This is a genomic window from Sulfitobacter sp. G21635-S1 (genome assembly GCF_027213915.1).
Classification (GTDB): Bacteria; Pseudomonadota; Alphaproteobacteria; order Rhodobacterales; family Rhodobacteraceae; genus Sulfitobacter.
Genome location: NZ_JAPWGV010000038.1, coordinates 1 through 22,357, shown reverse-complemented (window position 1 = coordinate 22,357; position 22,357 = coordinate 1). Strand labels below are relative to the sequence as shown.

The window sequence follows — 22,357 nt, the reverse complement described above, 5'->3', positions numbered from 1 at the left end:
GAATTAGACAAGGAATGTGGCAAATTCTGGGCAACTGCCTCAAATGTACCTTAAAACCCCTTCAATCTAGGTGTTTTTTTGCAGCGTGAGTGTCGTCCAGTCGACAATGCTCTCCCGTTCGACCAGATTGATGCCGCATCGTGCATAAACGCCGATCACTTCGTCGGCCTGCTCGTTCAGAATCCCCGAGAGAATCGCATATCCGCCCGGTTGCAGGGAATCGGCCAGGTCGGGGGCCAGCGCGATCAGCGGACCCTTTAGTATGTTGGCAAAGATCAGGTCGAAAGGCGCCGCCGCTGCGAGGACGGGATGGCCAAAGCCTGCCGCCTCGACACAGGAGACCCGGCCGGTCAGCCCATTTGCCGCCACATTTGCCTTTGCGACCTCCACCGCGACCTCGTCAATGTCGCTGGCCAGCACGTTCTGCGGCCAGATCCGCGCCGCCGCCATGGCCAGAACCGCCGTGCCGCAGCCGATGTCCACCACATTCGCACCGGCAAAACCGCCCGTCGCCAGCCGGTCCAACGCGCGCAGGCATCCCAGCGTGGTGCCGTGGTGCCCGGTGCCAAAGGCCATTGCCGCCTCGATCAGCAGCGGCTCGACCCCTTCCGGCACCTTGTCCGCATCATGGCTGCCATAGACAAAGAAACGTCCAGCCTCCACCGGGGCCAGTTCCCGGCGCACATGGGCGACCCAGTCGGTCTCTGGCAACTCTGATACCACAAAGGGTTTCGCGCCCATCGCTGCGGCCAGCAGGGCCAGGCTTGCCTCGTCCGGGGCCTCCTCGAAATAGCCGCCGACCTCCCAGAGGCCCGATCCGTCTTCCATCTCGAACACGCCGATGCCGGTGGGTTCGGGGGTCATCCCCTCCATCGCCTCGCCCAGCTTGTAGGCGGGCGCGCGGCCTTCGAGGGTAGTCAATGCGGTGAAGGTGGGCATCAGCGTCTCCGGTATCTGTCAGGGTTCGGGTAGGGCCGTGGCGTGCCGGGGTCAAGGGGCGCGCCCACAGGGTCGCGCAGCCCCCTGACATAGAACCAGCCCCAGAGTGCCGCCCCGATCCCGACGACACCCCCTGCCAGCGCCTGGCCATAGATCACCCCCTGCGCCCCAAAGAGGGCCGCAAGCCACGCAGCGGCAGGCCAGCTCAGCAGCCCGTCCTTGATCCAGTTCACCAGGGTGGAGCGCCCGGCGCGCCCGAGGTTGTTGAATGCCGCGTTCGACACGAAGAGCGCCCCGATAAAGATAAAGCCTCCTACACCCACAAAGGTGAAAGAGCGCAGCACATCCGCGCCCAGGCCGCTCAGCCCGAAAAGCGCGATCACATGTGGCGTCACCATGATCAGCAGCCCCCAGGCCAGCAATGTATAGATGCCGCAGAACAGCAGCGCGTCCCGGTAGGTGCTGCGGACGCGGCTCATCCGGCCCGCGCCGTAATTCTGCCCGAAGATACCGCCGATCGCCCCCGACAGGGCAAAGACGCCGCCAAAGACCACTACTGTCAGCCGCCCGATCACCGCCCAGGCCGCCATTGCGTCATCGCCGTATTGCGCCATGACGATGGTCAGAAAGTAGTTGCCCGCAGGGGTGGACATCTGGGTGGCAACCGCCGGGATCGCCACGGCGGCAAAGGGCCCCGCGATGTTGCGCAGGGTGCGCAGCCGGGGACGCTCCAGCAGCCCCATCTGCACGACGGCGTAATACAGGGCCAGCCCCAGCAGCGAAAAGCGGAACAGCACCAGCCCGATCGCGGCCCCGTCCAGCCCCCAGCCCAGATAGAAGATCAGGACAGGGTCCAGAAGCAGCAGCACAAATCCGGAAAACAGCGTGACATACATCGCCTTGGCCCCATAGCCATGGGCCCGCAGCACGCCGGAACAGGCCAGCGCCGCCGACATCGGGATCAGCGAGGGGATCGTGATCGCCAGGTAACGTGATGCGAGGCGCGCCGTCTCTCCGGTGGCGCCGGCCAGCGCAATCAGCTCATGCCGGAAGCCGACAATCGCCGCGACTACCAGGGTCAGGATCGCGGCGGCGATCACCGTGCCCGCCGCCGCCTGCCTGCGCGCCTGCGCATGGGCGCCCTGCCCGATGCTGCGTGAAATCACCGCCGTGGTGGCGATCATCAGCCCCACGGCAATGGATACCGAAAAGAACTGTACCGCATAGGCAAAGCCGATGGCGGCCACCAGCCGCGGATCCCCAAGCTGCGAAATCCACAGCAGGTTGGCGGCATCCACCACAAAGACAAAGGTGATCCCCATCGCCCCGGTCGCCGTCATCCGCACCACATGGCCCATCGTGCCACCGGTCAGGAAACGGCCCTGTTCGGCCATCACTCGGCCGCCTGCGGCACCGCGCTGGCAAAGATCGTCTCGTTCCCCGGCGCCGGGTGGCGCGGGATCAGCATGGCAAGGCTCAGTGAAACGCCCGCCATCCCCGCGGCAAGGAAGAAGACCGCAGCAGGCGAGACCAGCCACAACAGCCCCAGCAGCACCGGCAGGAACACCGCCGCAATATGGTTGATGGTAAAGGCCACCGCCGCTGTCGGCGCAATATCCGCCGGGTCCGCGATCTTCTGGAAATAGGTCTTGAGCGCCAGCGCCAGCCCGAAAAAGATGTGATCCAGCACATAAAGCACGGCAGCCACCATCACGCCCCAGCCCAGGTAATAGACACCGCCATAGCTGAGAAAGACGATGATCAGCCCGATATATTCGAACCCCAGCGTGCGGCGCTCACCGAAATAGCCGACCGCACGGCCCATCATCGGGGCGAGCACCATATTGGCAACAAGGTTCACCAGATAGAGCGTGGTGATCTGATGCACCTCATAGCCGAACCGTTCCACCATCATGAACCCGGCAAAAACCACAAAGATCTGCCGCCTTGCGCCCGCCATGAACTGCAACGCGTAATAGAGCCAGTAGCGGCGGCGCAGCACCATCTTCTTGATCTGCGGCGTGGGGGCTTCGAACTGCGGATAGGCCACCATGGCAAAGATCGCGATCAGCAGCGTCACCCCGCCCCCCGCGAGGTAGACGGCGTTATAGCTCAGATCCAGCGTCTCCCAGAGGGACATGATCGCCAGATAGGCCACCAGCGTCGCAAAGGAGCCCGCCGCCAGCAGCCAGCCCAGCATGCGCGGCGCATCCTCGATCTTCAGCCATTGCAGCTGCAGCGACTGGTTCACCGTCTCGTAATAATGAAACCCGATGGAGGACAGCATGGTGATCGTCAGGATGCCGCCCATGGAGGGGAACCAGGCCGTAACCGCTGTTGCAGCGCCCAGCAGGGCCAGCGACACCAGCCCCAGCACCTGTTCGCGCACGAAAATGATGATCGCGATCACCCCCACCGCGAGGAAACCCGGAATCTCGCGCACCGTGTGCAGCAGCCCGATGTCGGAGCCGTCGAAATCCGCGACCTCGATGACGAAGTTGTTCAGCAACGCCGACCAGGTGTTGAAGGCAATCGGCATCGCCAGCGCCATCAGAAACAGCAGGGCCACGGGTCGCCGCCAGAACGGCTGATGCTTGGCGTCTTCAAGGGTCACGAAATGCGTCATGCCAGCGCTAATACGCCTGCATCAGGCCAAAGACGAGGCCAAAAACGCACATCCGCCCTTCCCGAATGCACCGCTCCGCATTCTTTTTGGCCCCAAATATCCCTGCGCGACGCCTCCCGGCATGGAGCCTCGCCATGTCAGACCACACGGGACGGCGGGCGGGGCGGCTTGCGCGCAGCGCAACAGCGCTGCGCGACGTTCCGCGCCCATCAAAGCGATGTCTGCGCCGCGACGGGTCCGGAATTGCCGTACCAGACCGGCCCGTCGCCCGCGGCGTCGGTGCCCTGCACGGCCCAGACCAGAAGAGCGGCAAAAACCGCGCCGATCAGCAGGGCGACCGGGGCGGTCATCCGGACATGCATCTGTGAAGATTTGAAAGATTGTTCCTGAAGTGACATGGTAGACTCCTATGCTGTGTGAGCCATAGATAGGGAGCGCCAGCAAATCATTGAAATGAATGTTTATGCGGGATCACTTCACAAAAAGTGATGGATCGTCGCAGCGGTGACCGGGCAGGGTCAGTAGAAGCTCTGCGGATCGATATCCACTGCAAGGCGCAGCTCACCTTTCAGCTTCACCTGCGCCACCCATTGCGCAAGCGCCTCCTGCAGGGGCGCGGATTTTTCCGCCTTGACCAGCAGCCTGACGCGATGCCGACCGCGCACCCGGGCGATGGGTGCCGGGGCCGGGCCAAAGACCTGCGCACCGATGCGCCGCAGCGGCGCGTCGCGCTGCGCCAGCAGGTTGCCCGCATCAAACACCTGCGCCACATCCGGGCCGGACAGAATGATCCCCGCCATCCGGCCATAGGGCGGCACCCCGGCCTGGTGACGTTCCTTTGCCTCTGCCGACCAGAAAGCCTCTTCATCGCCCGCCAGGATTGCCCGGATCACCGGATGATCCGGCTGATAGGTCTGCAACAGCGCCGCCCCCGGTGCCTCCGCCCGGCCCGCCCGGCCTGCCACCTGGCGCATCAGCTGGAATGTCCGCTCTGCCGCCCGCAGGTCAGACCCCATCAGCCCCAGATCCGCGTCGATCACGCCAACAAGGGTGAGATTGGGAAAATTATGCCCCTTGGCCACCAGTTGCGTGCCGATGATGATGTCTGCCGCCCCCGCCGCAATGCCTGCGATCTCGGCCTTCAGCGCCCGCGCCGACCCGTACATGTCCGAGGACAGCACCGCCACCCGCGCATCGGGCCAAAGCGCCGTCGCCTCCTCGCCCAGCCTTTCGACCCCCGGCCCCACCGGGGCCAGCCGGCCTTCCGCCCCGCAGGAGGGGCAGGTTTCGGGCATGGGTTTGCTTTCACCGCATTGGTGACAGATCAGGCGCTTGAGGAACCGGTGCTCCACCATGCGCGCATCGCAATGGTCGCAGCCGATCTGATGCCCGCAGGCCCGGCACAGCGTGACCGGCGCATAGCCGCGGCGGTTGATGAAGAGCATTGCCTGTTCGCCCTTTTCCAGCCGCTTGTTCACCTCGTCCTGCAGTGTCGGTGACACCCAGCGGTCAGAGGGCAGCCCCTCGTCGCGCATGTCGATGGCCCCCATCTGCGGCATCACCGCAGGGCCGAAACGCGAGGTCAGTTCAAGACGCCGGTATTTGCCTGCTTCCACATTCGCCCAGGTCTCAAGCGAGGGTGTGGCGCTTGCCAGCACCACCTGGGCGCCGCAGATGGAGGCCCGCAGAACCGCCATGTCGCGCGCGTGGTACAGCACGCCGTCCTCCTGCTTGTAGGAGGTGTCATGTTCCTCATCCACGACGATCAGCCCGAGATTCTGAAACGGCAGAAACAGGGCCGACCGCGCCCCGATCACCAATTGTGCGTGTCCCTGTCCCACCATGCGCCAGATACGGCGGCGTTCGGTCATGGTGGCCCCCGAATGCCATTCAGCGGGCTTCGCGCCAAAACGTTCCTCGACCCGGTGCAGGAATTGCTCGGTCAGGGCGATCTCGGGCAGCAGCACCAGCGCCTGACGGCCCATGCGCAGGGTGGCAGCGACAGCTTCAAGATAGACTTCGGTCTTGCCCGAGCCGGTGACACCGCGCAGCAGGGTGGTGCCATAGCTCTGGCTGCGCACCGCCTCTGCCAGAACCTCTGCCCCGGCGGCCTGATCCGCGGTCAACGCCTTGCCCGGCAGTTCCGGGTCCAGCCGGGGAAAGGGCAGATCGCGGGGGCTTTCTTCCTCGGCCACGGCGCCCTGTGCCACCAGCCCCCTGACCACCGATGCGGTCACCCCGGCCATCTCGGCCAGTTCCTTGAGGGTAAAGGAAAGATCGCCATAATCCTGCAGGGTGGCCAGGACGCGGCGGCGGGCGTCGGTCATCCGCTCGGGCTCCGACACACCGCGTCGGTAGACCCTGCGCATCGACGGCGGGTCGCCCAGGCCCGGCGCACGGGTCGCAAGACGCAGCATCGCGGGCATTGGCGTCAGCGTATAGGCGGCGGCCCGCGCAAGGAAGCTGCGCATTTCCTCGCGCATCGGCGCGGCATCCAGAACCCGGATCACGGAGCGGATCTTTGACAGGTCATAATCGCCCTGCCCCGCCCCCCAGACCACGCCCAGCACCTTGCGCGGCCCCAGCGGCACCTCCACAAACGCGCCCCGGTGACAGCCCCCCTCGGGCGCGCGGTAATCCAGCGCCCGGCCCAAAGGCTGGGTCGTCAGCACCGCCACCAGGTCGCCTTGATCGAAGAATTCCGGACCGTCCACGGATGCCCCACCTTGGAAATTCACAATTGAAGGCTTTCAGCATCGCAGATCATGCGATAAAGCCAAGGCGACAGAGATAACCGTTAGCGCCACCATTCCAAGCGATAAGGACACCGAGATGAAATTTTTCGTAGACACCGCAGAGATTGACGCGATTGCCGAGCTGAACGACCTGGGCATGGTAGACGGCGTTACCACAAACCCCTCCCTGATCCTCAAGTCGGGCCGCGACATCATCGAGGTCACCCGCGAGATCTGCGCTCTGGTCACCGGCCCGGTCAGTGCCGAAGTGGTAGCCCTGGATGCGGAGACCATGATCGCCGAGGGCCGCAAGCTGGCCGAGATCGCGGACAACATCACCATCAAGCTGCCGCTGACATGGGACGGGCTGAAAGCCTGCAAGATCCTGTCCGGCGAGGGCCGCATGGTCAATGTGACACTGTGTTTCTCTGCCAACCAGGCGCTGCTGGCCGCCAAGGCCGGTGCGACCTTCATCTCGCCCTTCATCGGGCGGCTGGATGACATCCACATCGACGGCATGGACCTGATCCACGACATCCGCACGATCTATGACAACTACGGGTTCGAGACAAACATCCTCGCCGCCTCCATCCGGTCGGTGAACCACGTCCACGAATGTGCGCTGGCCGGCGCCGATGTGATGACAGCGCCGCCAGAGGTGATCAAGAAGCTGGCGATCCACCCGCTGACCGACAAGGGGCTTGAGCAGTTCACCAAGGATTGGGAAAAGACCGGCCAGAAAATCCTCTGACCCGGTTTCGGGGCGGCATGCCCGCCCCGCACCCCGAAGGGCACAATTTCGCAACGCCACGGGTTTTTGCCCCGGCAAGGCGAAAAAGGGGCGGCAATTGTCGGCCAGCGGTGCTATACCGGAGCAAATCAAGCAGAGACTGATATGAGCAGCAGCCCCAAGATTGACGACGCCCTGCGCGAGGCGATCATTTCGCAACCCGATGTGATACTCGACGACACCGATCTGATGCAGGCCCTGATCGCTGCCAATGAAAGGGCGATGGGCGGCAATATCGTCGATCTGCGCGGCATCGCGATGGAACGGCTGGAATCGCGGCTCGACCGGCTGGAGGACACGCACCGCAGCGTGATCGCCGCCGCCTATGAAAACCTGGCCGGGACCAACCAGATCCACCGTGCCATCCTGCGGATGCTCGACCCGGTCGAATTCGAGCCCTTCCTGCGCGATCTGGGCGGCGAAGTGGCTGATATCCTGCGCGTCGATGCGGTAAAGCTGGTTCTTGAATCGGTTCAGAACGACAATGACCCGGCGGTACAGCGGCTGGGTGATGTGCTGAGCGTGGCAGAACCGGGCTTTATCGACAGCTACCTGACCCATGGCCGCGGCGGCGCGCCCCGCCAGGTGACCTTGCGTGGCGTACAGGACGGGGCGCATCAGATCTATGGCGAGAAATCCGACTGGATCCGGTCCGAAGCCTGCCTGAAGCTCGATTTCGGCGCGGGCCGCCTGCCCGGCCTGCTGGTTCTGGGGGCGGAGGATCCGCATATGTTCGGCCCCCAGCAGGGCACCGACCTGCTGACCTTCTTTACCGGTGTGTTCGAGCGCGCGATGCGCCGCTGGCTGTCTTGAAGCGCGGCGACACAGCAGCACAGACCGGGCTGATCAGCCCCGCCGCGCGCGATGCGCTGGCCACATGGCTGGACCAGCAGCGCGCCTTGAAAGGGGCGGCAGAGAATACGCTGACCGCCTATCAGGGCGATGTCGCGGATTTCCTGGCCTTCATGACCGCCCATAAGGCGGCACCGCAGGGCCTGGGCGCCTTGGCACAGATCACGATTTCGGACATGCGGTCCTGGATGGCCCGCACACGCGGCCCCGGCGTCGGCCCCCGCTCCATGGCGCGCAAGCTGTCCGCGGTGAAAGCCTTTTACCGCTGGCTGGCAGAACGCGAAGGCTTTGAACCCACAGCGGTCCTGACCACCCGCGCGCCGAAGTTTTCCAGGAAACTGCCCCGCCCGCTGGCGGTGGATGCCGCGCGTGCGATGATCGACTGTGTCGAACTGCAATCGCGTCACCCCTGGGTTGCAACCCGCGACGTCGCGGTGCTGACCCTGCTTTGGGGCTGCGGTCTGCGGATATCCGAGGCGCTTGGCCTCAGGGGCGCGGATGCCCCCCTGCCCGAGGCGCTGCGCATTTCCGGCAAGGGCGGCAAGGAACGCGTGGTTCCGGTTCTGCCTGCCGCCCGCGAGGCGGTCGGTGCCTATCTGCGCGCCTGCCCCTTCCCGCAGGAGGCCGATGGCCCGCTGTTTCGCGCCGTGCGTGGGGGGCCCCTGGGGCCGCGCGCGATTTCGCAGGTGATGGCGGATGCGCGCATGCAGCTTGGCCTGCCTGCGACCGCGACACCCCATGCAATGCGCCACAGCTTTGCCACCCATCTGCTGGACGCGGGCGGCGATCTGCGCGCGATCCAGGAATTGCTGGGCCATGCCTCGCTTTCCACCACCCAGGCCTATACGGCGGTCGACACGGCGCGGTTGATGGAGGTCTACAACCGGGCGCATCCCAAGGCGGGATGAGATTGCGTTTTCTTCAAAGAAAACCGGCCGGAGTTTTCGAAAACTCCGTCGTCATATCAAGCCCCTGAAGTCCGCATGAACCGCCGATTTCTTCAAAGAAATCGAACCGGAATTTTCGAAAATTCCGACTTTGTGACTTTCCCTACACCTCAAGGTTCGGAAAACATGCGTTTTCTTCAACGAAAACGGACCGGAGTTTTCGAAAACTCCGCCGTCATATCAAGCCCCGGAAAACCGCGTGAACCGCCGATTTCTTCAAAGAAATCGAACCGGAATTTTCGAAAATTCCGTCAGGATACCTACCTGCGCATCCCGTCCACAAAATCCTGAGCGGCGGCTGAGGGGTCCTGCTCCCCGGCGGCAACGGCGTCGCTCAGCGCGGTGAGCCGCGCCTGTGTTTCGGCTTCGGACAATTGCGCCAGCAAGCGCTGCTTCACGTCCTCCAGAAACCAGTAACGCGCCTGCGCGGCACGGGTCCGGTCCCAGAATCCGTTTTCTCGCCGCCAGTCTGACAGGTCTTCAAGCGCCCGCCATGCCTGATCCAGCCCGTTCTCCTCCAGCGCGGAAACCGTCATCGCACAGGGATAGCCCGCCGGGTCCTGCGGACGCTTGCGCAGCAGGCGCAGCGCGCCCGCGTAATCGGCGCAGGTGCGGGTGGCCGCCGCCTTCAGTTCCCCATCGGCCTTGTTGATCAGGATCACATCCGCCACTTCCATGATGCCCCGTTTGACGCCCTGCAATTCGTCCCCGCCCGCCGGCGCCAGCAGCAGCACGAAAAGGTCGGACATCTCTGCCACCACGGTTTCGGACTGGCCGACACCCACGGTTTCGATCAGCACCACGTCAAAACCCGCCGCCTCGCACAGGCGCACGGCCTCGCGGGTGCGCCGCGCCACGCCGCCCAGGTGGGTCTGGCTGGGCGAGGGCCGGATGAAGGCATTGGGATCGCGGCTGAGCTGATCCATCCGGGTCTTGTCGCCCAGGATCGACCCGCCGGAGCGGGAGGAGGACGGATCGACCGCCAGCACCGCCACCCGCTTGCCCATGCCGGTCAGCATCATGCCAAAGCTTTCGATGAAGGTCGATTTGCCCACGCCCGGGGTGCCGGACAGACCGATGCGCAGCGCCTGACCCTCCTGCGGCAGGGCAGCCAGCAATTCGGCGGCGGCGGCGCGGTGATCGGCGCGGCCCGATTCCACCAGCGTGATCGCACGCGCGAGCGCCCGGCGCTCCTGTGCGCGGATGCGGCTGGCAAGGTCCTTGATATCCATGGCGCATCTTTTGCGGGACAGCGCAAAAATGTCCAGCCCTGGCCCTTGGCGCGCCAGGCGGTTTGCCGGATAAGACGACATGTCCTTTACCCTGCCCATCGACGCGGTCCTGCCGCAGGCCATCGCCGCCCTGCGCGAAACCGGCCGTCTGGTGCTGCAGGCTACGCCCGGCGCGGGCAAGACCACGCGCGTCCCCCTGGCGATGCTCGACGCAGCGCTGACAAAGGGCAAGATCCTGATGCTGGAGCCGCGCCGCCTTGCCGCGCGGGCCGCAGCAGAACGCATGGCCGCCACCCTGGGCGAAGAGGTCGGCCAGACGGTCGGCTACCGCGTGCGCGGGGCTTCGGCGGTTGGCAGGACGACCCGGATCGAGGTGGTGACCGAAGGCATCCTCACCCGGATGTTGCAGGCAGAGCCGGATCTGCCCGGCGTGGGTGCCGTGATCTTTGACGAATTCCACGAACGTTCGCTCAATGCGGACCTCGGTCTGGCGCTTTGTCTGGAGGTGGCGGAGGCGCTGCGCGACGACCTGCTGCTGGTGGCCATGTCCGCCACGCTGGACGCGGCCCCGGTGGCCGATCTGATGGCCGCACCTGTGGTCACCTCACAGGGGCGCAGCTTTCCGGTCACCCCGTATTGGCTGGACAAACCCTTTGGCAACAAACGTCTCGAACAGGCGACCGCAGATCTTGTGCTGCAGGCCCTGGCCGAGGCGGAGGGATCGGCGCTGGTGTTCCTGCCCGGTGAGGGCGAGATCCGCAAGGTCGAGGCGATCCTGCGCGATCAGCTGCCCAAGGGGTTCACCATTGCCCCGCTTTTTGGCGCGATGGACTTCAAGGCCCAGCGCGCCGCCATCGCCCCCGCCCCGTCGGGCCGCAAGGTGGTGCTTGCCACCTCCATCGCGGAAACCTCCCTGACCATCGAGGGGATCACCATCGTCGTGGATGCGGGCCGGGCGCGCCGGGCGCGCTTTGACCCCGCCTCCGGCATGTCGCGGCTGATCACCGAAAGGGTCACCCGGGCCGAGGCCGCGCAACGCGCGGGCCGGGCGGGCCGGATGGCGCCCGGGGTGGCCTACAAGCTTTGGACGAAGGGGGAGGAGGGTGCATTGGCCGCCTATCCGCCCGCAGAGATCGAGGCCGGAGACCTGACAGGTTTCGCGCTGGAACTGGCGCTTTGGGGTGGTCAGGCCGAAGAGATGCGCTTTGTCACGCCCCCGCATGAGGGCCGTCTGGCCGAGGCGCGGCGCGTTCTGCAGATGCTGGAAGCGCTGGATGCGCAGGGCAGGATCACCGATCACGGCCGGGCGCTGGCGCGCCTGCCGCTGCACCCCCGCCTTGCGCATATGGTGGCACGGGGCGGCGCGCGGGCACCGATGCTTGCGGCCCTGCTGGCAGAGCGTGATCCGCTGCGCGGCACCGGCGTGGACCTGATGCTGCGCATTCAGGCCATCCTACGCGGCAACCCGCAGGCCCATGCGGCAACGGTGGCGCGCATCCGGCAGGAGGCCAAACGCCTCGCCAGAGGCCAGACGGCGCAGGGCCCCGAGGATATCGCAGTGCTGGCGGCGCTGGCCTATCCCGACCGTGTCGGCCTGCGCAGGCCCGGCGACGCGCCGCGCTATGTCCTGTCGGGCGGCAAGGGCGCCATGCTGCCACAGGGTGACGCGATGGCCCAGGCGCGGCTGATTGTGGCCACCGATCTGGACGGCGATCCGCGCGAGGCGCGCATCCGGCAGGCCGCGCGGCTGGAAGAGGCCGATCTGCGCGCGACATTCGAGGGTCAGATTACCTGGAAAGACGTCTGCATCTGGTCGCGGCGTGACAACCGGGTGCTGACCCGTCAGCAGGAAACATTCGGTGCATTGGTCCTGCAGGACCGCAACTGGACCGATGCGCCGGAAGATCAGGTGGCGCTGGCGATGCTGGAGGGTGTGCGGCAGCTGGGACTGCTGCCCGGTGCCGCGGCCCGGCGCTTTCTGGCCCGTGCAAGGCTGATGCCCCCGCCCTTCCCCGATTTTTCCGAAACCCATCTGATGGCAATCCTGGAGGACTGGCTGCTGCCGCATCTGGCCGGGCTGCGCAGCGCCGGGGACTGGAAAGGGTTCGACCTGCTGCCCGCCCTTCGGGCACGGCTTGACTGGGACCAGCAGCAGGCGCTGGACCGCGCCGCCCCGGCACATTTCGAAACGCCGCTGGGCCGCCGCATCCCCATCGACTATGACGGCGCGCAGCCCGCGATTGCACTGCGCCTGCAAGAGGTCTTTGGCGTCACGCGACACCCGATGGTGGCGGGACAGCCGGTGCAGATGACTTTGCTCTCCCCCGCCCAGCGTCCGGTTCAGGTGACAACGGACCTGCCGGGGTTCTGGGCCTCGTCCTATGCGGATGTGCGCAAGGACATGCGGGGGCAATACCCCAAGCACCCCTGGCCGGAGGACCCGACGCAGGCGGACCCCACGTTGCGCGCCAAACCGCGCACAAAATAGTAGAAATGCGCCAAGCCGCGCTTGAAGAGAGAATACGCGCATGCGGCGCGGTTCCCGGGGACCTGCCCCGAACCCCCGAATATTCTTGGCAAAAGAACCCCGGGGTCAGTCGTTGTCGGTGAGGCCCGCACCCGCACCACCGATGCGCGAGGCTTCGCTTTCAGGGACGAGGATGCGCGCAGCCAGGTGGTTGAGAAAAGTGAACAGGTCTTCCGACATAGTGATCCGGGATATTGCCGGTCCGGGCGATGCAGATTTGCGATCGACGGTGATCTGCATCAGCGGCCCTTCGGGGCGCAGCGTGGTTAGGAAAGTCTGCGCCTCGGCGTAGCTTTGCACCAGTGCCGTGTCCACATCCGGGGGCAACGGGGTATCGCTGCATTCTTCGGTCAGAACACGGATAAAGACCAAAGGCAGGGTCAGGATAGGCCCCCGTGGCAAGGCCTCAAGCGCGGCAGTCAAGGTGCCCTCCGCCCGCTCCGCCGCAAGGTGGAACATCGCCGCGCGGCCAAAGGCGGCGGCCTGTGCCGGTGGTGCCCCCGCCCCGCGCGCGGCCCGGTCGGCCAGGCTCATCACCTCATTGACGGAGAGCTTCATGAGGCAAAGACCGGCAGCCACCAATCGTCTGCCCCCGGCCCCAGTTCATCCGCCAGCGGCGCGCCCTGGCACAGGGTGATCCGGGTCCATCGGTCCGATTTGGGGTCGAACTTGGCCGCGCCAAAGAACGCCAGTTTGCAGCGCAACATGTCGATGGGCAGGCAGTCTTCGGCAATCAGGTTGTCGCGGATTTCTCCATAGGGGTAGCGCCCGGCCATGGCCACACGCTCTGCCGCCAGCGCGTGATCCGGATGGCGGGACAGGAAGTCACTCAGCAGCGCATTTTCCCCTTCGAGATCCTGGTAGAGCGCCTTGACCCGGCGGCCGATGTCCAGCGGGGTTTCCTGCTCGGCGCCCTCTTCGGCAAAACGCCGCCCGAGGCGGGGTTCCTGCTTGGCCGCTGAGACGTACCAGAACTGGCCGCAGGCCTCTGGCGCATCGTAGTCGGGCGCCAGCGCCCAGCGGAAATCGCTCGTGATCCGCGCGCGCAGTTCAACGGTGTCCGGGAGTGGCGCGCAAAGCGGGCCAAAGGGATCGCCCATGGTTGCGGCCAGATCGTCCACCAGATCGCCGAAGGGTTCGAGGATCAGCCCGGCCATCAATTCCTGTACATCCAGGCTTGCCGCCTTGACCCGGTGCATGGCCGCATCAAGGGGGCGCAAGCCGGAAAGATCGAGCGCGTTGCACGCCGTTTCCCAATCGCCGCGCAACGCAACGATACGGGCCTGATGCGCGGGGTCAGGCACCTGCCATTCGCGCAGATGCGCGGCGGCGCGGGCGGCAAGCAAGTGCAACCTGTCCTGTTGCGCAGATGTCAGCCGCGGCAAGGCCCGCACACGGGCCAGCGCGGTTTCGCGCGCCTGCATCCAGTTGTTCAGAAGCACCGGATGGGTGACCAGAAAGGGGGCCATGCCCAGCCCGGTCGCATTGCCGATGCCAAGGTGGCGTTTCAGGGCACGGTCGAGCCTGCCGCCGCCCACATGTTCCGCCAGGTCATGGGTGAAGTGCCGGATCAGCCAGACGGTCAGCATCTCTGCGGCAAAGGGCCCTTCCAGCCCCGGCCGCTGGGCAATCAGGTGACGGTCGGCGATGCCGAACTTGCCATTGCCGTAAACGGCAGTCGTGCGCATCAGGTAACCCACATTGCGGATCATCTCCGGATCCGGCTGGCGGCCCTCCTGCAGGGCCTGCGTGACATGGGCAAAAAGCCGCAGGGATTTGTTCGCGCGGCTCAGGATCAGATCGCGTTCGGTAAACCGCGCCGCCTCCTGCCTGGGTGCGCTGGCAATGATGCGGTCAATCTCTGCCGCCTCCGGGATGCCGTCGTAAAGCACAAAGGCGCTGTCCCAGGCGGTGGCGATGACCCGGTCGGTCCGCTGGTCGGCTGGCAGATCGGAGGAGACGGCGACCAGCGCATACTCATGGCCGCCAAGGCGCAGGCTATAGACGGCATGGCCAAAACCGCCTGCGTCCATCTGCCAGACCGCGCGGGTGACAGTGACCTTTTCGGCAGCAAGACGGCGGATCAGACTGCGCAGGAAACTCAGCCGCGTGGGGAACATCGACCCCATGCGCGCCAGCCGCATCACCTCTTCCGGGGGGCGCAGCGCGGTCTGCGGTGGCTGAGCCTCGTCCCTCATGAAGGGCCAAAGCCCTGGGCGTAGAACCTGTGCCAGTTGCCGCCCATGATGCCGTCGACCTCTGCCGCGCTCAACCCTGTCGCGGTCAGACCCCGGCGGATGTTGCCGAAATCGCGGTTGTCCCTGAACCAATCGGGCATTGGCGGGAAACCGGCGTTGGCGGCCGATCCTTCGCCAAAGTCCATCGCCTTGGTCCAGCGGCCCACGCGCATCCATTCGACGACGCTGTCGGGCTGGTCCTGGCACAGGTCCGTGCCGATGCCGAGGTTCTGCGCGCCATAGCGCGCGGCGGCTTCGGCGATCATCTGGCAAAAGCTGTCGAGACTGCAGTCCGATCCACCCTTCAGGTGATGCGGATAGACCGAAAAGCCCAGCATCCCCCCTGCCCCGGTCAGAGCCTTAAGCACCCTGTCGGATTTGTTGCGCAGGGCGGGATGCCACCAATGCGGGTTGGCATGGGTGATCGCGATGGGACGGGTGGAATGGTCAATCGCCTCAAGCGTGGAGCGTTCGGCGGAATGGGACATGTCGATCACCATGCCGATGCGGTTCATCTCTGCCACCACGGCGCGGCCCATCCGGGTGAGGCCGGTGTCGTCGTCCTCATAGCAGCCCGTCGCCAGCAGGGACTGGTTGTTATAGCTCAGCTGCATGAAGCGGATGCCCAGCTGGTGGCAGATTTCCACCAGGCCGATGTCATCCTCTATCGGGCTGGGGTTCTGGAACCCGAAAAAGACCGCAGTGCGCCCGCTCTCCTGCGCATGGATCACATCCGCAGCCGTGGTCCCCTTGAAGATCAGGTCCGCATGATCCTCGAACCAGCGGTTCCAGCGTTCAAGGTTCAGCACCATCTCGCGAAAACTCTCGTGGTAGGCGATGGTCACATGGACCGCATCCACCCCGCCTGCGCGCATCTGCTCAAAGATGGCAGGCGAGAAATTCGCGTATTGCAGGTTGTCGATCAACGGTGCCTTCATACCGGCAGCATGGCGGGGGTGCTGCGGTTTCTCAATGAAAAACTGGGCCTTGCCCGCCCCGCTGTCAGCCGCGCGGCGCGCGCAATTCGGCAGCCGCCAGGATCAGCAGACCGCCAGCAATCGCCCAGTTCTTCACGAAGATCGACATCTGCCAGGGGTCGTCCGGCAGAAAATGGAAAATGCTCGTCACCATGCAGTAGCCGGCCAGGATCAATGCCGTCGGCACCAGAAAGAACCCCGTCACCAGAAAGACCGCGCCAAACAAATTCAGCGCCACGGCGGGCCAGATCAGGAATTCAACCCAATGGTGTGCCGCGAGCATTTGCCGGACGATTTCCGGCGCATAGATCTTTTGGGCGGCACCCGTCACGAATAGTGCCGCAATGCAAAAGCGCCCCATCAGGACAAGGGCATCGGCGCCCATCACGCGGCGGTGAGAAAGATGTGGCTGAGCTGTGTCCATGACCTCCTCGGAAAAAATGTCGGGCTGACGCCTAAAGCTGCCAGCCCGGCATTACTCGTCACTGCGCAGGAAACATCTGCGGACTTGTTACATCACATAACCGGGCAAACACATTGCAACCCGGTCTGAACCGCGCTGAAACCAGAGTGTGACCTCCGTCTTACGTGGTCCTTGAAACAGACACGTTGCGGTTTCCAACAAGTTGCAAAAAAATTTAAATTTGATGAATTTTTGGGAAATCTCCCCGATGTCCTTGGTTTTTTTGGCGCGTTCTGGCTGGGACACGCGCCCTGGATACGGCGGGCAGCCCGGCAGCACCATTGCCGCTGATGGACAGAGACATTGTTCCTGCCCCTTCGCAGGCGGTACGGCAAAGGTCCGTCAAACCCAAGCGGTGGCTGTCAACAAGTGACTGCTAGATTTCCTCGACCGTACCAACAGCGCGGATTTCGCCTGTCGGTGCCCCCTCGGGCGCGCCGCCGGGCGGTTCGTCGGAAATTGCCAGGGTCAGGTTATCAATCTGCGCCGCAATTTCCGGCGGCAGTTTCAGATGGGTCGCATCATCCGGCACGAGCCCCAGCGAGACCGGCGCGGCATCGGGCAGCAAAGCCCAGAGTTCCAGCACACGCCCTGATGGCGGGGCACCGGCCGTTCGGGTCACGGCGATACCGCCACGGGACGGATCAAGCACGGCATAGACCTGCAGATCGTCGATTGTTCCGGTCAGCTGAGTGCCATAGATCGGGCCGGCAATCGTCGGGGCATCAGGCCGCAGCATCGGCATCGCAAGGACTGCCAGCATCGCCAGCGAGGCGAAGGTAAGCCCCTGCCAGACCCAGAGCCGCTGCATGAAAGGCACGCGGATATTGGGGAACAGCGACTTGATCAGCGCCTTTTTGACCCGCGCGGGCGGCGCCACCGGCGCAATGGCATCGGTCATCGCGACCAGGCGTTCCTGCCATGCGGCCACAGCGCCGGCAAACAGGCTGTCACGGCGCGCGCGGTCACGGGCCTCCGTCAGATTCTCACCTTCGGAAAGTCCGAGCGCATATTCAGCGGCCAGAAATTCGCTTTCCTCTTCCGGTGTTGGGGGTGGCAGATCTGTCATTGGCTCATGCACTCCCTGAGGGAGATCAGCCCGCGTCTGAGCCAGGTCCGCATGGTATTGAGCGGTACTTTGAACCTTTCGGCCAGATCGGCATAGGTTTCACCGTCAAGATAGGCACCACGGATGGCCGCGCCCCGGTCGGCGTCAAGCGCATCGAGGCAACCGGTCAGCTTGCTGGCCTCGGAAGCGGCAATGGCGGATTGTTCGGGCGAAGGGCCACTCGCAACAAGCTCCATACCCGGCGTATCAATGTCCTGATGACCCTTCTTGCGCGCGCGCAGACGGTCAATCGAGGTGTTCCGTGCGATGGTGATCAACCATGTCATCGGCGACAGGCCATTCGCCTGATAGCGATCGGCGTTGTTCCAGATTTTGACAAAAGTATCCTGCATGGCGTCCTCTGCTGCGGCGCGTTTGTTCAACACACGCAGGCACACACCAAAAAGTTTCGCACTGACACGATCGTAAAGTTCTTCAAAGGCTGCACGATCCTTGAGGGCCACCCGTGCGATCAGGCGCTCTATCTCTTCGCGGTCCATACTCTAAATCGGTCTCCGCCCAGCGACATACTTCAGACGCGCGGAAACCACTTCCCGCACCAGGGGTAACTTGAGGCTCTTGGCCGGTAAGTCAAACAGGCATTCGGCAATTGTTGCCCCCGGCCCTGCCTAATCCGCCCCTTCGCAGGCCGATAAGGACCCGCAAATCGCGCTGTCCGTCTTTTGGTGTTTCACAGAAGTTTACCCGGCAGTGCATTCTGCGGTACGCGGGATCAGGACGGTCAATCGAATCGGGAATGCGACTATGGGTGCTGCTGCACAATCCTCTTACGATGTTGTCATTATCGGCGGCGCCATGCACGGATCGGCGCTGGCCTGGTGGCTGACCCGCACGGCGGGTTTTGACGGCAGCGTTCTGGTGGTCGAACGCGACCCCAGCTATGAATTTGCCTCGACCAGCCATACGAATTCCTGCATCCGGCAGCAATTCACCAACGAGGCCAACATCCGCGTGTCACAGTTCGGCGCGGAATTCATCAAGAATTTCCGTGACTTCATGGGCGGTGATCCGGATGTGCCGAACCTGACCCTGCAAAGTTTCGGATATCTCTATCTGGCCGATACACCCGAATTCGCCACCGCCCTGCATCAGGCCCAGCAGGTGCAGACAGCACTGGGGGCGCAGACCCGCCACATGACGCGCGACGAGATCGCCGCTGCCTATCCTTTCTACGCCCTCGACGACATCATCGCAGGCAACCACAATACCGTGGACGAAGGCTATTTCGACGGCGGCACCATGTTTGACTGGTTCAAGCGCATGGCCCGCCGTGCCGGGGTCGAATACATCCACGATGAAGTGACCGCGATGACCCTGAACGACAGCAGGACAGCGGTGCAGAGCGTCACCCTCAAATCAGGCGATACGCTGTCTTGCGGGACCGTGGTCAATGCCTCGGGCCCCCGGGCGCTTGCCACCGCCCGGATGGCGGGGCTGGACCTGCCGGTGTACCCGCGCAAGCGCTATTCCTTTGTCTTTGACGCCGCCCATCCGCTGGACCGGGATCTGCCGCTGACCATCGACCCCTCGGGGGTCCATGTGCGCTCCGAAGGGAAATACTATCTTGCCGGTTGCCCCCCGGATGACGACCCGGATGTGGCTTACGACGATTTCGGCTTTGACCACAGCCTGTGGGAAAACAAGGTCTGGCCCGCCATCGCCACCCGTGTGCCCGCCTTTGAAGAGGTCAAGGTTATCAACGAATGGGTCGGCCATTATGCCTACAACACCTTCGATCAGAACGCGATTGTCGGGCCGCACCCCGAGGTGGCAAACTTCATCTTCGTGAACGGTTTTTCCGGCCATGGCCTGCAACAGGCCCCCGCCATCGGGCGGGGTGTGGCAGAATGGATCACCTACCACGAATTCCGCACCATCGACCTGACCGCCTTTGCCTTTGACCGCATAGGCGCGCAGAAATCATTCCTCGAAAAAGCGATAATCTGACGATCGCCGCTTTGACCAAAGAAAGGCCAATACCATGAAATTCAAGAAACTTGTGCTGACGGGGGCTGCGGGACGGCTGGGGTCATATCTGCGCGAGCCGCTGTCGAAAATGTGCGACGAACTGCTCAGCACCGACATCGCCGAGGAGATCGGAACGCTTTATCCCGGTGAAAGCTATGCCCGCGCGGACCTGGCAAAGTTCGATGAAATCCACCCGCTGCTGGAAGGTGCCGACATGGTGGTGCATTTCGGCGCCATCGTGGATGAGAAACCCTTCGAGGAACTGCTGGGTCCGAACTTCATCGGATCCTACAATATCTGGGAAGCGGGCTATCAGCATGGCGTGCGCCGGATCGTCTATGCCTCGTCCATCCATGCGGTGGGCATGCACAAGAAGCGCGATTTCATCGGCACCGATGCGCCGCACCGGCCCGATACCTTTTACGGCCTTGCCAAATGCTTCACCGAAGACCTGGGTTCCATGTACTGGGACAAGCGCCAGATGGAGAGCGTGCATCTGCGCATCCTGTCCGCCGCACAGGTCAACAACGCGCGCGCGCTGGGGTCCTGGCTGTCCTATGACGATCTGATCCACCTGGTGACACGGGCCATCGACACGCCTTCTGTCGGCTTTACCGTGATCTACGGCGTGTCCAACAACGACCGCGCGCCGGTGGACAACGCAAAAGCCGCCTTCCTGGGCTACCGGCCCAAGGACAATGCAGAGCAATTTGCCGAGGCCGTTCTGGCCGACACCCCTGCCGCCGATGTGACCGATCCGGCCGAAATGCTGCAGGGCGGGCCCTTTGCAGCCGTCGATCTGGGCCAGAGTGGTCTTGCGCAGATGACCATCGTGGACGACCGGAAAAAAACCTGACCCCCCGGCGGATGCATCGGCCCGATGCATCCGCCGCACCAAAAACCTGCGGTAAAGGAAACAGTCCACTAATTTTATTGGCATTTTTTCTCAAGTTGCCAAAATTACGCCACACTTCCCCGTAAAATTGATAGTTAGCCCCTGTGCAAACTGCGCTGATGTCAATTGTGGTGGAGAAACCGATGAGAATTCTGGCAGTGGATGACGACCTGATCATCTTGGAACTGCTGACGCAGTTCGTTCAGGCTGTGGGTGACCATGAGTTGGTTACGGCGGAATCGGGCAGCGAAGCGCTGGATCTCCTGCGTGCCGAAGCGAAGGGGACTTTCGACTGTTTCATGCTCGACATCCAGATGCCGAACATGGACGGGATCGAACTGACCCGCCGCATCCGCATGATGTCGCGCTATGCCGAAACGCCGGTTCTGATGCTGACCGCGATGGCGGACAAACGCTATATCGACGGCGCCTTCGCTGCGGGGGCCACCGACTATGTGACCAAGCCCTTCGAAGTGGCCGAGCTGAAGGCCCGTCTGGGTCTGGTCGCCGGCATGATCGAAGGACGCCGGGCGCGCACCCGCAAGATCTTTGCCGCAAGCGCTGTCGGGGCACAGTCAGGCTCCGCCACGATCGAGCTGCACGAACCGATTTCCATCCATGACGTCGACAACGTCATCGAATACGTGGCGATGGAAAACTATGTCCAGCAGTTGACCCGCAGTTCGCTGTTCGGGTCGTCGACCTTTGCCTTCACCATGCGCGAGATCGAGCAATATCACGCGGCGATGAGCCCGTTCGAGTTCTACAGCCTGATCTCCGACATGGCCGAGATCATCTCGGACACGCTGCAGGGGCACCAGTTCCTGATGTCCTACGCAGGCAGCGGAACCTTCGTCTGCATCACGGAAAGCGGCTGGCGCCCCGATATGGGCAGGCTTGTCGACGCGGTGAACCTGTCGCTGGCGCGCACGGAACTTTACAACAACGCAGGCGAGCGGCTGCATCCCCGGGTCTCGGGCGGCGACGTCGTCCGCCTGATCTGGAAAAGCGGCGCCGCGGTCATGGATGCGCTGGCAACGGCACATGCGACCGCCGAGGCCGCCAGCGCGGCCCATGGCAAGTCGCAGACCGACTATTGGAATATGGGACAGATCGCATGAAAGACATGGTAGATGAACTTCCCGGTCTGGCCAAGGTAAGGACACGGTTTCTGGAAATGCTGGTGGACCGTCAGGCCCTTATTGCGGAACACGCCCTGAGCGCCTGGGAAGGCGAGACCCTGGATGACATCAACGGCAACCTGGAAGCGGCAAAAGCCATCCTGCACCAGATTGCGGGAACGGCCGGTTCACTCGGATTCACCGATCTTGGGGTTGCTGCGCGCGCCTGCGAGGGCGAAGTCATTGCACATCTCGAAGGCCCGGATGCCGATCTGGCGATTTGCCCTGGGGAAATCATCTATCACATGGATCTCTTCGTGAAGCAGTGCGAAGAAACGCTGAGCACGCTGACCTGATCCCCATCCGGCCCCTGATCCCCATCCGGCCGGGGCCAGATCCCGAAACAACATCCCTCCCTCCCCGGCTGCAACTGCGTCCGGGGCTTTTTCTTGCCCTTTGTCTTTTCCCGGTGGTTACTTGCGGATCGCGCTCTTGATCTGGTCGGCCAGCGACATCGGGTCGAAGGGCTTGCTGATCACATCGGCCGCGCCGACATTGCGCAGTTCCTCAATCTCGGCGTGCTGGGCGCGGGCGGTCATGAAGATCGCCGGCACATTGGCCAGATGCGGCAGCTTGCGCATTTCCTCAAGCGTCTGACGCCCGGTCATGCCCGGCATCATCATATCGAGCAGAATGACGTCAGGGGTATAATCCTGCACCCGTGCCAGAGCTTCCTCGCCGCACTCGCACTGGATCACATCGAAATCCCCTGCAAGGTCCAAAGACATCTTGGCGATTTCACGAATGTCCGCATCGTCTTCTACATGAATAAGTTTAAGCATTAGGCTCTGGACCCATTGATTTCTGCATAGCGGCATGATTCACGGTTCAAAAACGAGCGGTGAACATGTCTGATCTA

Annotated in this window: 21 protein-coding genes; 8 read left to right on the top strand and 13 right to left on the bottom strand. The window is 63.6% G+C overall.

Annotation, left to right across the window (positions count from 1 at the left end; genetic code table 11):
• Window positions 1-66: 66 nt before the first annotated feature.
• From O4H53_RS24950 to O4H53_RS24930, 5 genes are all read right to left on the bottom strand, one after another.
• Window positions 67-939, bottom strand: a complete 873-nt coding sequence (locus O4H53_RS24950) for a 50S ribosomal protein L11 methyltransferase (RefSeq protein ID WP_269367636.1) — start codon at window positions 937-939, stop codon at window positions 67-69.
• Entirely contained in the window at window positions 939-2,333 is a 1,395-nt protein-coding gene (locus tag O4H53_RS24945) for an MATE family efflux transporter (RefSeq protein ID WP_269367635.1), read from the bottom strand. Before O4H53_RS24945 ends, O4H53_RS24950 begins: the two co-directional genes overlap by 1 nt.
• Entirely contained in the window at window positions 2,333-3,565 is a 1,233-nt protein-coding gene (locus O4H53_RS24940; protein WP_269367634.1) for an MFS transporter, read from the bottom strand. Before O4H53_RS24940 ends, O4H53_RS24945 begins: the two co-directional genes overlap by 1 nt.
• A gap of 209 nt (window positions 3,566-3,774) precedes the next feature.
• Window positions 3,775-3,963, bottom strand: coding sequence for a hypothetical protein (locus O4H53_RS24935; protein ID WP_269367633.1), 189 nt, complete (start codon window positions 3,961-3,963; stop codon window positions 3,775-3,777).
• A 120-nt stretch (window positions 3,964-4,083) separates the two neighbouring features.
• The gene (locus tag O4H53_RS24930; protein ID WP_269367632.1) at window positions 4,084-6,279 is read right to left on the bottom strand and encodes a primosomal protein N'; all 2,196 of its coding nucleotides are present in this window, start codon (window positions 6,277-6,279) and stop codon (window positions 4,084-4,086) included.
• A 118-nt stretch (window positions 6,280-6,397) separates the two neighbouring features.
• On the opposite strand from O4H53_RS24930, the gene fsa reads away from it, so the two are divergent.
• From fsa to O4H53_RS24915, 3 genes are all read left to right on the top strand, one after another.
• Window positions 6,398-7,051, top strand: a complete 654-nt coding sequence (gene fsa / locus O4H53_RS24925) for a fructose-6-phosphate aldolase (protein WP_114274657.1) — start codon at window positions 6,398-6,400, stop codon at window positions 7,049-7,051.
• A gap of 144 nt (window positions 7,052-7,195) precedes the next feature.
• Window positions 7,196-7,903 (top strand): DUF484 family protein, encoded by a 708-nt coding sequence (locus O4H53_RS24920; RefSeq protein ID WP_114274658.1) that lies wholly within the window; start codon window positions 7,196-7,198, stop codon window positions 7,901-7,903.
• Window positions 7,900-8,850, top strand: coding sequence for a tyrosine recombinase XerC (locus O4H53_RS24915; RefSeq protein ID WP_269367631.1), 951 nt, complete (start codon window positions 7,900-7,902; stop codon window positions 8,848-8,850). The genes O4H53_RS24920 and O4H53_RS24915 overlap by 4 nt, the downstream gene beginning before the upstream one ends.
• 299 nt (window positions 8,851-9,149) lie before the next feature.
• On the opposite strand, the gene meaB is transcribed toward O4H53_RS24915, so the two are convergent.
• Complete coding sequence (gene meaB, locus O4H53_RS24910) at window positions 9,150-10,121, bottom strand: methylmalonyl Co-A mutase-associated GTPase MeaB (protein WP_114275021.1); 972 nt, start codon at window positions 10,119-10,121, stop codon at window positions 9,150-9,152.
• Window positions 10,122-10,200: 79 nt separating this feature from the next.
• On the opposite strand from meaB, the gene hrpB reads away from it, so the two are divergent.
• Window positions 10,201-12,609 carry an ATP-dependent helicase HrpB gene (hrpB, locus tag O4H53_RS24905; protein ID WP_269367630.1) on the top strand — a complete coding sequence of 803 codons (2,409 nt, stop codon included), beginning with the start codon at window positions 10,201-10,203 and terminating at the stop codon, window positions 12,607-12,609.
• A gap of 105 nt (window positions 12,610-12,714) precedes the next feature.
• Here hrpB and O4H53_RS24900 read toward each other — a convergent pair whose 3' ends face one another.
• The 6 genes from O4H53_RS24900 to O4H53_RS24875 form a co-directional block, all read right to left on the bottom strand.
• Window positions 12,715-13,182: a hypothetical protein gene (locus O4H53_RS24900; RefSeq protein WP_269367629.1), complete on the bottom strand. Its 468-nt coding sequence runs from the start codon at window positions 13,180-13,182 to the stop codon at window positions 12,715-12,717.
• A gap of 20 nt (window positions 13,183-13,202) precedes the next feature.
• The gene (locus O4H53_RS24895) at window positions 13,203-14,846 is read right to left on the bottom strand and encodes a hypothetical protein (RefSeq protein ID WP_269367628.1); all 1,644 of its coding nucleotides are present in this window, start codon (window positions 14,844-14,846) and stop codon (window positions 13,203-13,205) included.
• Window positions 14,843-15,823, bottom strand: coding sequence for a membrane dipeptidase (locus O4H53_RS24890; protein WP_269367627.1), 981 nt, complete (start codon window positions 15,821-15,823; stop codon window positions 14,843-14,845). The genes O4H53_RS24895 and O4H53_RS24890 overlap by 4 nt, the downstream gene beginning before the upstream one ends.
• A 64-nt stretch (window positions 15,824-15,887) precedes the next feature.
• Entirely contained in the window at window positions 15,888-16,286 is a 399-nt protein-coding gene (locus O4H53_RS24885) for a DoxX family protein (protein WP_269367626.1), read from the bottom strand.
• A 415-nt stretch (window positions 16,287-16,701) separates the two neighbouring features.
• Window positions 16,702-17,394, bottom strand: a complete 693-nt coding sequence (locus tag O4H53_RS24880; protein WP_269367625.1) for an anti-sigma factor — start codon at window positions 17,392-17,394, stop codon at window positions 16,702-16,704.
• On the bottom strand, window positions 17,391-17,933 hold the full coding sequence (locus tag O4H53_RS24875; protein ID WP_269367624.1) for a sigma-70 family RNA polymerase sigma factor: 543 nt from the start codon (window positions 17,931-17,933) through the stop codon (window positions 17,391-17,393). The genes O4H53_RS24880 and O4H53_RS24875 overlap by 4 nt, the downstream gene beginning before the upstream one ends.
• Before the next feature lie 265 nt (window positions 17,934-18,198).
• On the opposite strand from O4H53_RS24875, the gene O4H53_RS24870 reads away from it, so the two are divergent.
• The 4 genes from O4H53_RS24870 to O4H53_RS24855 all read left to right on the top strand — a co-directional run bounded on the left by O4H53_RS24870 (window position 18,199) and on the right by O4H53_RS24855 (window position 21,794).
• Window positions 18,199-19,401 (top strand): NAD(P)/FAD-dependent oxidoreductase, encoded by a 1,203-nt coding sequence (locus tag O4H53_RS24870; RefSeq protein ID WP_269367623.1) that lies wholly within the window; start codon window positions 18,199-18,201, stop codon window positions 19,399-19,401.
• Window positions 19,402-19,435: 34 nt separating this feature from the next.
• Entirely contained in the window at window positions 19,436-20,278 is an 843-nt protein-coding gene (locus tag O4H53_RS24865; RefSeq protein WP_269367622.1) for an NAD-dependent epimerase/dehydratase family protein, read from the top strand.
• A gap of 182 nt (window positions 20,279-20,460) precedes the next feature.
• Window positions 20,461-21,438 (top strand): response regulator, encoded by a 978-nt coding sequence (locus O4H53_RS24860; RefSeq protein ID WP_269367621.1) that lies wholly within the window; start codon window positions 20,461-20,463, stop codon window positions 21,436-21,438.
• Window positions 21,435-21,794, top strand: a complete 360-nt coding sequence (locus O4H53_RS24855; RefSeq protein WP_269367620.1) for an Hpt domain-containing protein — start codon at window positions 21,435-21,437, stop codon at window positions 21,792-21,794. Before O4H53_RS24860 ends, O4H53_RS24855 begins: the two co-directional genes overlap by 4 nt.
• A gap of 117 nt (window positions 21,795-21,911) precedes the next feature.
• On the opposite strand, the gene O4H53_RS24850 is transcribed toward O4H53_RS24855, so the two are convergent.
• Complete coding sequence (locus O4H53_RS24850) at window positions 21,912-22,280, bottom strand: response regulator (RefSeq protein ID WP_114274668.1); 369 nt, start codon at window positions 22,278-22,280, stop codon at window positions 21,912-21,914.
• Between the last annotated feature and the right edge of the window lie 77 nt (window positions 22,281-22,357).

What these genes read in the sequence shown, in the direction of transcription:
- O4H53_RS24950 (WP_269367636.1), bottom strand. Translation starts at nt 939, where the DNA reads ATGCCCACCTTCACCGCATTGACTACCCTCGAAGGCCGCGCGCCCGCC.
- O4H53_RS24945 (WP_269367635.1), bottom strand. Translation starts at nt 2,333, where the DNA reads ATGGCCGAACAGGGCCGTTTCCTGACCGGTGGCACGATGGGCCATGTG.
- O4H53_RS24940 (WP_269367634.1), bottom strand. Translation starts at nt 3,565, where the DNA reads ATGACGCATTTCGTGACCCTTGAAGACGCCAAGCATCAGCCGTTCTGG.
- O4H53_RS24935 (WP_269367633.1), bottom strand. Translation starts at nt 3,963, where the DNA reads ATGTCACTTCAGGAACAATCTTTCAAATCTTCACAGATGCATGTCCGG.
- fsa (WP_114274657.1), top strand. Translation starts at nt 6,398, where the DNA reads ATGAAATTTTTCGTAGACACCGCAGAGATTGACGCGATTGCCGAGCTG.
- O4H53_RS24920 (WP_114274658.1), top strand. Translation starts at nt 7,196, where the DNA reads ATGAGCAGCAGCCCCAAGATTGACGACGCCCTGCGCGAGGCGATCATT.
- meaB (WP_114275021.1), bottom strand. Translation starts at nt 10,121, where the DNA reads ATGGATATCAAGGACCTTGCCAGCCGCATCCGCGCACAGGAGCGCCGG.
- hrpB (WP_269367630.1), top strand. Translation starts at nt 10,201, where the DNA reads ATGTCCTTTACCCTGCCCATCGACGCGGTCCTGCCGCAGGCCATCGCC.
- O4H53_RS24900 (WP_269367629.1), bottom strand. Translation starts at nt 13,182, where the DNA reads ATGAGCCTGGCCGACCGGGCCGCGCGCGGGGCGGGGGCACCACCGGCA.
- O4H53_RS24895 (WP_269367628.1), bottom strand. Translation starts at nt 14,846, where the DNA reads ATGAGGGACGAGGCTCAGCCACCGCAGACCGCGCTGCGCCCCCCGGAA.
- O4H53_RS24890 (WP_269367627.1), bottom strand. Translation starts at nt 15,823, where the DNA reads ATGAAGGCACCGTTGATCGACAACCTGCAATACGCGAATTTCTCGCCT.
- O4H53_RS24885 (WP_269367626.1), bottom strand. Translation starts at nt 16,286, where the DNA reads ATGGACACAGCTCAGCCACATCTTTCTCACCGCCGCGTGATGGGCGCC.
- O4H53_RS24880 (WP_269367625.1), bottom strand. Translation starts at nt 17,394, where the DNA reads ATGACAGATCTGCCACCCCCAACACCGGAAGAGGAAAGCGAATTTCTG.
- O4H53_RS24875 (WP_269367624.1), bottom strand. Translation starts at nt 17,933, where the DNA reads ATGGACCGCGAAGAGATAGAGCGCCTGATCGCACGGGTGGCCCTCAAG.
- O4H53_RS24870 (WP_269367623.1), top strand. Translation starts at nt 18,199, where the DNA reads ATGGGTGCTGCTGCACAATCCTCTTACGATGTTGTCATTATCGGCGGC.
- O4H53_RS24865 (WP_269367622.1), top strand. Translation starts at nt 19,436, where the DNA reads ATGAAATTCAAGAAACTTGTGCTGACGGGGGCTGCGGGACGGCTGGGG.
- O4H53_RS24860 (WP_269367621.1), top strand. Translation starts at nt 20,461, where the DNA reads ATGAGAATTCTGGCAGTGGATGACGACCTGATCATCTTGGAACTGCTG.
- O4H53_RS24855 (WP_269367620.1), top strand. Translation starts at nt 21,435, where the DNA reads ATGAAAGACATGGTAGATGAACTTCCCGGTCTGGCCAAGGTAAGGACA.
- O4H53_RS24850 (WP_114274668.1), bottom strand. Translation starts at nt 22,280, where the DNA reads ATGCTTAAACTTATTCATGTAGAAGACGATGCGGACATTCGTGAAATC.